The following is a 9,099-nucleotide window of genomic DNA, read 5'->3' as shown; positions in this document are numbered from 1 at the left end:
TTATCGCCGTAAAAGTCCCACAGTGGGGATTTTTACGGTGGCGAACCAACTCATATCCCCCAGGTCTCACATCGTCTCCACAGACGTAACTTTCCGAGTGCCCCTCGGTAGGTCGTGTCGACGTGAGTAGTATAGCACTGTGCAAATCATCAGCAAGGGCATCCTGCGGATGCCGCGCTATCCATCCGCTCACTAAAAGTAAGCGGTTTTTCGCGCTGATTGATAAAATGCATATGCCGTTGGCACTCACGCCATGCTTCTTGCAAACGTAGTAGTGCAATATCCTGAGTCATAATGGAAGTCCTGCCCGCTCAGCAATGCTAAAAATGGCCGGATAATTCTGGCGGCTGGGATAATCAATCAGCATATCGATTTTTTGCTCGCCGAGTAGCTGCTGAAGCTTTACTTGGCAGCGCATTTCAGCCCGTACTATGTCATTGACATCGTGGATATCCGTTGTGATCAGAAGATCAATATCGCCACCTTTGGCTTGATCATCCGTGCGGGAGCCAAACAGCTTTACGTTCGCTTGCGGCCCAAAACACGACTTCACGGCGCTGACGATGGCCTGACGCTGAACATCATTTAAGCGCACCGTTGACCTCCTTAGCCTACGCACTAGCCATTTATTACTTTCAAAAGGCTAGCATATTTTAGCCTTTCTTTTCCCCACTCATGGTAAACCAACATTCTTCAAAAAGTTGACACCCTCAGCACAGCCCCGCTAGAGTCCTGTCAACTTTCAAAAGAATATAGGTTTACCCGTGACCGCTACCTCGACCACTACTTCAACTGCTTCTTACGCGGCAGATGCCGCGCCGCGCCACGACTGGACGCTTGACGAGATCAACGCGCTTTTTGCGCTGCCCTTTAACGACCTGCTGTTTCAAGCCCAGCAGGTGCATCGGGCGCATTTCGATGCCAACGCGGTGCAGGTCTCTACTCTACTGTCGATTAAAACCGGGGCCTGCCCGGAAGACTGCAAGTACTGCCCGCAATCGGGCCATTACAACACCCAGTTGGAAAAAGAGAAGCTACTAGAAATCGAGAAGGTAGTGGCCCAGGCCCAAGCGGCCAAAGAGGCCGGTGCCAGCCGCTTCTGCATGGGGGCCGCGTGGCGCAGCCCGCGGGATAAAGATTTAGTGGTGGTGGAAGAGATGGTGCGCCAGGTGAAAGCGCTGGGGCTTGAGACCTGTATGACGCTGGGTATGGTCGACGGCGAGCAGGCCACCCGGCTGGCGGCGGCCGGGCTGGACTACTACAACCACAACCTCGACACCTCCCCCGATTACTACGGCGAAATCATCACCACCCGCACCTACAGCGACCGCTTAGAAACCCTGGCCACCGTTCGCGATGCCGGTATGAAAGTGTGCTCTGGCGGTATTTTGGGCATGGGCGAAGGCGCACAGGATCGCAGCGCGCTGCTGCAGCAGTTGGCTAAGCTCTCTCCGCATCCTGAATCGGTGCCTATCAACATGCTAGTCAAAGTGCCGGGGACGCCGCTGGAGAACGTCGATGATTTAGACCCACTGGAGTTCATCCGCGCCATTGCCGTGGCGCGCATCATGATGCCCCAGAGCCACGTGCGCCTCTCCGCAGGCCGCGAGCAGATGAGCGAATCCACCCAAGCGCTCGCCTTCCTAGCCGGTGCCAACTCCATTTTCTACGGCGACAAGCTGCTGACCACCGGCAACCCCCAGGCAGAGCGCGACCGTGCGCTGTTTGCCAAGCTGGGCCTGCACCCCGAGCGCCGCGACACCTGCGAAGACGATACACAGCGCGCCGAAAGGCTGGCCCAACAGGCGCAGCGTAACGCCCAGGCAGAGCGCGCTGCGGCGCTGGCGGTGGATGCCAGTGTCTGAGGTGTGGCACCAGCGCTTAGCGGTAGCCCGCGATGAGCGCGAGCGCCAGCAGCGCTGGCGCAGCCGCCGCGTCTCTGCCCATGGGGCACTCGACTTTGCAGGCAACGACTATCTAGGCCTTGCTCAAGACCCACGCGTACAGGCGGCCCAGGCCGAAGGCGCGAAACGCTTTGGCGCTGGGGCCGGCGCGTCGCACTTGGTCAGCGGGCACCTGGGCATTCACGATGCCCTGGAAGAGGCGCTGGCCGAATGGACCGGACGCGAAAGAGCGCTACTTTTCTCCACGGGCTATATGGCAAACCTGGGCGTACTGCAGGCGCTAGCGGATTCGAACACCGCGATATTTCAGGACCGATTTAACCATGCCTCGCTGCTTGATGGTGGCGCGCTGAGCGGCGCCCGCTCCCGGCGTTACCACCACCGCGATGGCCACGACTTACAGCGTTTGCTTGCGCGCAGCACGGCCACTCACAAGCTAGTGGTGAGCGACGGCGTATTCAGTATGGATGGCGATATCGCTGACGTCGGAGAACTTGCCCACATCAGCCAGCAACACGGCGCCTGGCTGATGATCGACGATGCCCACGGGCTTGGCGTGCTCGGCGAAAACGGCGCAGGCTGCGTGGCAGGCTTCAATAGCCAGCAGGTGCCAATCCTGGTCGGCACCCTGGGCAAAGCGCTGGGCACCGCGGGCGCTTTCGTGGCGGGGGATGCGGCACTGATCGAGCACTTGATTCAGTTTTCCCGCAGCTATGTGTACACCACCGCCCAACCGCCCGGCATTGCCGCCGCTACTCTGGAAGCGCTCACCATCGTCCAGCGGGAACCAGAGCACCGCCAACGGCTCACTCGCCATATTGACTACTTCCGCCAGCAGGCGGCCGCCTTAGGGCTGCCACTCGGCCACTCCCACACGCCCATCCAGCCGCTGCTGCTGGGCAGCGAGCAGCGCACCCTAGCCTGGGCGGCCACGTTCGATGAGCACGCTATCCAGGTAGGGGCGATTCGACCACCCACGGTGCCTAACGGCGAGGCGCGGCTGCGCATCACCCTGAGCGCCCGCCATACCCAGAGCGATATCGACAGGCTCTTGGAGGTCGCCGCCGCCTGCCTGAACGAGGAGCAGCGATGAAGCTCATCCTGCTCTCGGGCTGGGGCGTCGACCGCCGTATATGGCAGACGCTTTCGGAGCATTGGCCCAATACGGTCGACCCCAGCGCAGTGGAGTGGCCCGGCTACGGCGATGCTCCGGCGCTACCCACCCCCACACACATTGAAGCGCTCGCCGAGCGTATGGCATCTAAGCTACCCAGCGATGCCGTCTGGGTGGGCTGGTCGCTGGGTGGGCTGCTGGCCACGGCGCTGCTCAATCATCTGCCGCCGCCCAAGGCCCTGTTGCTACTGGGCGCAGGCAGCCGTTTTTGTAGTGACGCGGAGAGTGATGGCGGTGTGAGGAGCGACGAGCTTGCCAGCTTTCAGTGCACCTTCCGCCGCGATCCCGTTGCCACGTGGCGGCACTTTCTGCGCTGGCAGGCCCAGGGCGAACCCAATGCCCGCGAGGCCCACCGCCAGCTACGAGCACAGTTAGGTGAGACTCCCCACGCCGATACCGACACGCTCGCGCAAGGGCTCATGTGGCTAGAGACGCTGGATAACCGGGCACTGCTTGCCAACCCTCCCTGCCCTATCCGCCGATTGGCAGGCGCCCACGACCCGCTACTACCAAGCAGCACGCGCCAGCAAGCGCTTCGACTGGAAGCCGCAGGACACTGCCCCATGCTCTCCCAGCCCGCCCAGCTGGCGGCACGGCTGGCCGAGCAGGCCACGCGGGCGCTACAGGAGCCGCGATGAACACACCGGTCACCTCGCTGCCACTGCTCCGCTGGCAGGAGCGTGTTGCTCGGGCCTTTTCCCGAGCGGCACCACGCTACGATGCTCTCGCCAGCGCCCAGCGCGACATTGGCGAAACGCTCTGGCAAACGCTGCCGCAGAGCGCCCAGCAGGTGCTCGACCTTGGCTGCGGCACCGGCTACTGGACCCAGCGGCTGGCGAGCCACTACCCAAACGCCACCACCACCGGGCTCGACCTGGCGCCGGGTATGCTCGCCCACGCCCAGGCACAGTATGGCGATGCCATACGCTGGCAACAGGGAGATGCCGCCGCGCTGCCGCTGGACGACGCAAGCGTGGATCTCGTGTTCTCTAACCTGGCGATTCAGTGGTGCCCGGATATCGGCGCGGTGATGCAGGAGTTGGCGCGGGTGCTCGCCCCTAGCGGGCAGGCGCGCATCACCACCCTGCTGCCCGGCACGCTTCATGAGGTGGCCACCGCCTGGCAGCGGCCCGAGGCCCTGCTGCAAACGCCGGACGCCAGCACCGTACAGCGGGCGATTGCGCGAAGTGGCTTGCGGCTTACCCACCACGTGCGCGAGCAGCGGCGCTTTTTCTACCCCGACCTGAATGCCGTCATGGCCTCCATCAAGGGCGTGGGCGCCCAAGTAGCCAGACCCAACGCTCGGCTGACCCGCCAAGCGCTTGCCACCGCCCAGGTTCGCTATGAATCGCTGCGCACGCCGCAGGGGCTGCCGGTGAGCTACCACTGCCTGACGCTACAACTGGAAAGCGCGAGATGAACAACACCTATTTTGTCACCGGTACCGACACCGACGCGGGCAAAACCCTGGCCACCAGCGCGCTGCTGGGCGCCGCCCGCCAGCGCCAGCTCACCACGCTGGGGTTGAAGCCTATTGCCTCTGGTAGCGAGGCCACGCCCAATGGCCTGCGCAACCGCGATGCCCTGGCGCTACAGGCGCAAAGCTTCCCGCCGGTGGATTACCCAACGATCAATCCGTGGGCCTTTGCCCCCGCCATTGCGCCGCATCTTGCCGCCCTGGAAGCAGGTGCGGTGCTTAACGTGGCAAGCGTTACTCAGGCGCTCAGCGACACGTTAACCGGCACGCCACGGGATCTGACGCTAATCGAAGGCGCAGGCGCCTGGCGAGTGCCGCTGAACGAAGCGGAGGACTTTGCCGACCTGCCCCGCGCGCTCAGGCTGCCGGTGATTCTGGTGGTTGGGCTGAAGCTGGGTTGCCTGAACCATGCAAGGCTCACCGCCGAGGCCATCGCCGCCGATGGCTTAACGCTGGCGGGCTGGGTAGGCAGCGTAGTGGACTCAGCCTTTGCCGACGACAGCCCGCGCTTTGCAGCCAATGTGGCGCTGCTGAAACGCGCTCTGCCCGCCCCTTGCTTGGGCATCATTCCTCATTTGGCCACGGCGGATGCGGCCACCGCGCAGCGCTACCTCTCCCTTGATACACTGCTCCCCCTCGCCACCCAGGAGGCGACGCCATGAACTCCCCCGTTTGGCACCCCTACGCCCATCTCAAAACCCAAACGCCTGCGCCCAAAGTGGTCGGCGGCAGCGGCAGCTACTTTACGCTGGAAAGCGGTGAGCGCCTGCTGGATGCCACCTGCTCCTGGTGGTGCATGATTCACGGCTACGGCCATCCGCGCCTCGTCGCCGCCATCCGCGAGCAGGCGGGGGAGCTTTGCCATGTGATGCTGGGCGGCCTCACTCACGACCCCGCCGACCAGCTCGCGCAAGAGCTGGTGCGTATTACCCCGCCGGGGCTGAATCATGTGTTCTACTCCGATAGCGGCTCGGTGGGCATGGAAGTGGCCATGAAGATGGCGCTGCAGTACCAAGTGCTCTCGGGCCACCCCGGCAAGCGCAAGATGCTCTCGCTGATGAAGGCGTACCATGGCGACACCACCGGCTGCATGGCGGTATGCGACCCCGAAGAGGGCATGCACGGCCTGTTCGCCAGCCTGCTGCCTCAGCACCACTTCGCCCCGGCCCCCACGGCACCCTTCGATGCCACGCCAGCCCAGGTAGAGCATGACCTCGCTGCGCTACGTGAGGTGCTGTCGCGCCACCACCAGGAGATCGCCGCACTACTGATGGAGCCGCTGCTGCAAGCGGCGGGCGGGCTGAACATGACCTCGCCGCACTACCTGCGCGGCGCCCGGGCGCTGTGCGACGAGTTTGGCGTGCTGCTGATTTTCGACGAAGTAGCCACCGGCTTTGGCCGCACCGGCAGGCTGTTTGCCGCCGACCACGCGGGCGTCACGCCGGATATCATGGTGCTCTCCAAGGGGCTGACCGGCGGGTATCTGGGCCATGCGGCCACGCTGGCCACCGACCGGGTGCACGAGGCGTTCATTGGCGACAGTCAGCACCACGCTTTCATGCACGGCCCCACCTTTATGGGCAACCCCCTGGCCTGCCGCGTGGCGCTGGAGAGCCTGCGGGTGTTCGAAGAGGAGCATTACCTGGAGAAAATCGCCGCGCTCAGCCAAGTGCTACAGCGCGAGCTGCTGGAGGACGCGGCGCTGCGCGCGCACCCGGCAGTGGCAGATGTCCGGGTGCTGGGCGCGACAGCGGTGATCGAGACCCATGGCAGCGAGGCGCTGGCGGGCGTGGCCGCGTTTGCCAGAGCACGGGGCGTGTGGCTGCGCCCCATTGGCCGCTGGCTCTACACCATGCCCGCCTATATTGCGACGGACGCCGAGATCACCCAGATTACCGGAGTCATGAAAGCGTGGTTTCTCGAAGCGCGCCGGTAACCTGCCATCCATCGGTTCGCTCACTCCGCCCCGTCGTTGACTCAAGGCAAGAGCAAGTTGCCCTGCTTGCGCCACTGGTGAACCAGCGCTGGCACGCCTTCCCCCGCCGTGGTGTTGATCGCCAGCACGCCAGGCGGGCTGAGCGCATCGGCATCGGGGTCTATCAGTGCACAGGGGGTATCGTAGTCGATGTAGGTCAGCAGCGACGCGGCGGGCATCACCGCCAGCGAGGTGCCCACCACCAGCAGGAAATCGGCCTGGCTGACCAGCTCGCAGGCCTCTTCGAAGAGCGGCACGGCTTCCCCGAACCACACCACGTCCGGGCGCAGCTGGCTGCCTTTGTCGCACACCTCCCCCAGGCGGATTCCACCTTTGGGCAGCGGGTAGCGCAGCCGGGCATCGACGGATGAGCGTGCCTTGAGAATCTCGCCGTGCAGGTGCAGCACGTGGCGCGAACCGGCACGCTCGTGCAGGTCATCGATATTCTGCGTCACCACGCTGACTCGGAAGCCATCCTGCTCCAGCGCCGCCAGCGCTTTATGGGCGGCGTTGGGCTTCGCGCGGCGGATCTGATCACGGCGCTGGTTATAGAACGCCAGCACCCGCTCTGGGTCTTGCCGCCACCCTTGCGGCGTGGCGACCTCCTCCACCGGGTGATCCTCCCAGAGGCCATCGCTGGCGCGGAAGGTTTGAATGCCGCTCTCCGCGCTGATTCCCGAGCCGGTAAATACCACCAAGTGCGGGGCTGAAGTCATGCTATCCTCGGCTTACGTCGTCCAGTAAACGCCTAATGTACCAGTTGCCCCACGGTGCCTGCGAATCGCTGCTTGTTGCGATACGGGTAAACGTCGATCACCCGCCCCTCCAGAATCGCCCGCTGTAGCGCCAGCCAGTAGTCCGGGTCGAACAGCTCCGGATGCTGCTCCATAAATAGTGCGCGCAGTTCCGGGTTGGCAAACATAAACGGACCAAACTCTTCGGGGAAGATATCGTTGGGGCCAATGGAAAGGCTGGCCCCGCCATTCATGTAACTGTCGACCCCCTGGGATTTGGGAATATGGCGGAAGCGGCACTCGGTGAGATAGCTCACCTCGTCGTAGTCGTAGAAAATCACCCGCCCGTGGCGCGTGACGCCAAAATTCTTCAGCAGCATATCGCCAGGAAAAATATTCGCTGCTGCCATCTGTTTGATGGCGTTGCCGTAATCTTTTAGCACCATCACTCGCTCATCGGCGCTGCACTGCTCCAGGTAAATATTCAGCGGCGTCATCATTCGCTCGGTATAGCAGTGCTTAATGATCACTTTATCCTCTTTCAGCGACACCGTGGAGGGTGCAACCTCCAGCAAATGGGCCAAACACTCCGGCTCGAAGTGGTCCTGGCGGACGATAAAGTTGGAGAACTCCTGGGTGTCGGCCATGCGCCCTACCCGGTCGTGGCGTTTTACCAGCCGGTACTTCTCCCGCACGATGGCGTGGGTGACCTCTTTGGCGGGGTCGAATTTATCCTTGATGATCTTGAACACGGTGCGAAAGCTCGGCAGCACGAATACCGCCATCACCATGCCCCGCACCCCCGGCGCGATCATGAACCGCTCTTCGCGTTTAGCCACCTGCTGGTTCAGCGCGCGGAAAAATTCGGTTTTGCCGTGTTTGAAAAAGCCAATGGCGGCGTACAGCTCGCCCTCGGGCTTGTGGGGCATAAGCTGTTTTAGGTAACCGACGAACTCCCCCGGCACCGGCACCTCTACCTGGAAATAGGCGCGGGTGAACGAGAAGATGATCGACACTTCATCGGTTTCGGTGAGGACCGTATCCAAATGCAGGCAGGGGTCGCCGCCCTGCTGCTCGCCATACCCTTCCCCATGTAGAATCGGCAGCACCAAGGGGACCTGCTCGCCGCCACCTAGAATGCGCCCCACCAGATACGCCCCTTTGTTGCGGTAAAACACGCTGTTGAGTAGCTCCACCTGGGCATCGTCTGCCTGCCAAATCGCAACAGGGAGCTGAGCTTCCAGCAATCCAGCGCCGAGCTGGCTGTCGCGCTCGACGTCGGCAAAGGGGGACTCGAACGGGGCTTCGCTCAGCGCCCAAGCGAGCGCCCCCGCCCAGTCGCCGTTGACGTAATGCCTGCGGCACAGCTCAATGCCCGAACGGTGCGCGGCATCCTCCCGGGAGCTGTACACAAACATCCAGTCGTTGCGGATATGGCGATGCTGAAACACCGAGCAGAACAGCGAATTAAAGAAGGTTTCCGCCAGCTCATAATCCAGCCGCTGGCTAATCAACTGAGCGTAGTGCCCTCGTGCTTCCCGCCATGTCTCACAGTGGGCCAGCACCTCCTGGGCAAAGGTGCGCTGTAATCGGTCGAGCGTCTCCTCGACTTTTTCACCGTACAGGTTGATCCGCGCGGCGGAGGCCTGCTGCGCTTCACGCCAGGCGGCATCGCGAAAACGGCGGCTGGCATCTGAGGTGATCTGCTTGAAACGCGCACGGTACTCATCGAAACCGTGCAGCACAGTGGCCGCTAGGCGATACGCGGGAGAGTGTTTCATCACGCTGGCTCACGTCGAAAGAGGGCTTCCCAGATTCCGTGAACGGCACACTAC

At 62.8% G+C, this 9,099-nt stretch carries 9 protein-coding genes; 6 read left to right on the top strand and 3 right to left on the bottom strand.

Going from position 1 to position 9,099, the window contains the following annotated elements; translation table 11 throughout:
* Positions 1-289: 289 nt before the first annotated feature.
* Positions 290-595 carry a nucleotidyltransferase family protein gene (locus tag AC13CN_RS08845; protein WP_081136616.1) on the bottom strand — a complete coding sequence of 102 codons (306 nt, stop codon included), beginning with the start codon at positions 593-595 and terminating at the stop codon, positions 290-292.
* Positions 596-764: 169 nt separating this feature from the next.
* Between AC13CN_RS08845 and bioB the strand changes: the two genes are divergently transcribed.
* From bioB to bioA, 6 genes are read left to right on the top strand one after another with little or no spacing between them, the layout of a single operon-like run.
* Complete coding sequence (bioB, locus tag AC13CN_RS08840; RefSeq protein WP_058579649.1) at positions 765-1,865, top strand: biotin synthase BioB; 1,101 nt, start codon at positions 765-767, stop codon at positions 1,863-1,865.
* Complete coding sequence (gene bioF / locus AC13CN_RS08835) at positions 1,852-2,997, top strand: 8-amino-7-oxononanoate synthase (RefSeq protein WP_253556980.1); 1,146 nt, start codon at positions 1,852-1,854, stop codon at positions 2,995-2,997. Before bioB ends, bioF begins: the two co-directional genes overlap by 14 nt.
* On the top strand, positions 2,994-3,716 hold the full coding sequence (locus tag AC13CN_RS08830) for an alpha/beta fold hydrolase (protein WP_172515389.1): 723 nt from the start codon (positions 2,994-2,996) through the stop codon (positions 3,714-3,716). The genes bioF and AC13CN_RS08830 overlap by 4 nt, the downstream gene beginning before the upstream one ends.
* Complete coding sequence (locus AC13CN_RS08825; protein ID WP_230834482.1) at positions 3,713-4,498, top strand: methyltransferase domain-containing protein; 786 nt, start codon at positions 3,713-3,715, stop codon at positions 4,496-4,498. Before AC13CN_RS08830 ends, AC13CN_RS08825 begins: the two co-directional genes overlap by 4 nt.
* Positions 4,495-5,217, top strand: a complete 723-nt coding sequence (gene bioD, locus AC13CN_RS08820; protein WP_253556981.1) for a dethiobiotin synthase — start codon at positions 4,495-4,497, stop codon at positions 5,215-5,217. The genes AC13CN_RS08825 and bioD overlap by 4 nt, the downstream gene beginning before the upstream one ends.
* Positions 5,214-6,491: an adenosylmethionine--8-amino-7-oxononanoate transaminase gene (gene bioA, locus AC13CN_RS08815; RefSeq protein ID WP_172515386.1), complete on the top strand. Its 1,278-nt coding sequence runs from the start codon at positions 5,214-5,216 to the stop codon at positions 6,489-6,491. Before bioD ends, bioA begins: the two co-directional genes overlap by 4 nt.
* A gap of 41 nt (positions 6,492-6,532) precedes the next feature.
* On the opposite strand, the gene AC13CN_RS08810 is transcribed toward bioA, so the two are convergent.
* Both AC13CN_RS08810 and aceK read right to left on the bottom strand, forming a co-directional pair.
* Complete coding sequence (locus AC13CN_RS08810; RefSeq protein WP_054640787.1) at positions 6,533-7,246, bottom strand: SIR2 family NAD-dependent protein deacylase; 714 nt, start codon at positions 7,244-7,246, stop codon at positions 6,533-6,535.
* Between the two features lie 32 nt (positions 7,247-7,278).
* Positions 7,279-9,045 (bottom strand): bifunctional isocitrate dehydrogenase kinase/phosphatase, encoded by a 1,767-nt coding sequence (aceK, locus tag AC13CN_RS08805; RefSeq protein ID WP_253556982.1) that lies wholly within the window; start codon positions 9,043-9,045, stop codon positions 7,279-7,281.
* Positions 9,046-9,099: the final 54 nt, after the last annotated feature.

Source organism: Vreelandella sp. L-25, from assembly GCF_056857535.1.
This window is presented reverse-complemented; position numbering and strand designations above follow the sequence as displayed.

What these genes read in the sequence shown, in the direction of transcription:
- bioF (WP_253556980.1), top strand. Translation starts at nt 1,852, where the DNA reads ATGCCAGTGTCTGAGGTGTGGCACCAGCGCTTAGCGGTAGCCCGCGAT.
- AC13CN_RS08830 (WP_172515389.1), top strand. Translation starts at nt 2,994, where the DNA reads ATGAAGCTCATCCTGCTCTCGGGCTGGGGCGTCGACCGCCGTATATGG.
- AC13CN_RS08825 (WP_230834482.1), top strand. Translation starts at nt 3,713, where the DNA reads ATGAACACACCGGTCACCTCGCTGCCACTGCTCCGCTGGCAGGAGCGT.
- bioD (WP_253556981.1), top strand. Translation starts at nt 4,495, where the DNA reads ATGAACAACACCTATTTTGTCACCGGTACCGACACCGACGCGGGCAAA.
- bioA (WP_172515386.1), top strand. Translation starts at nt 5,214, where the DNA reads ATGAACTCCCCCGTTTGGCACCCCTACGCCCATCTCAAAACCCAAACG.
- AC13CN_RS08810 (WP_054640787.1), bottom strand. Translation starts at nt 7,246, where the DNA reads ATGACTTCAGCCCCGCACTTGGTGGTATTTACCGGCTCGGGAATCAGC.
- aceK (WP_253556982.1), bottom strand. Translation starts at nt 9,045, where the DNA reads ATGAAACACTCTCCCGCGTATCGCCTAGCGGCCACTGTGCTGCACGGT.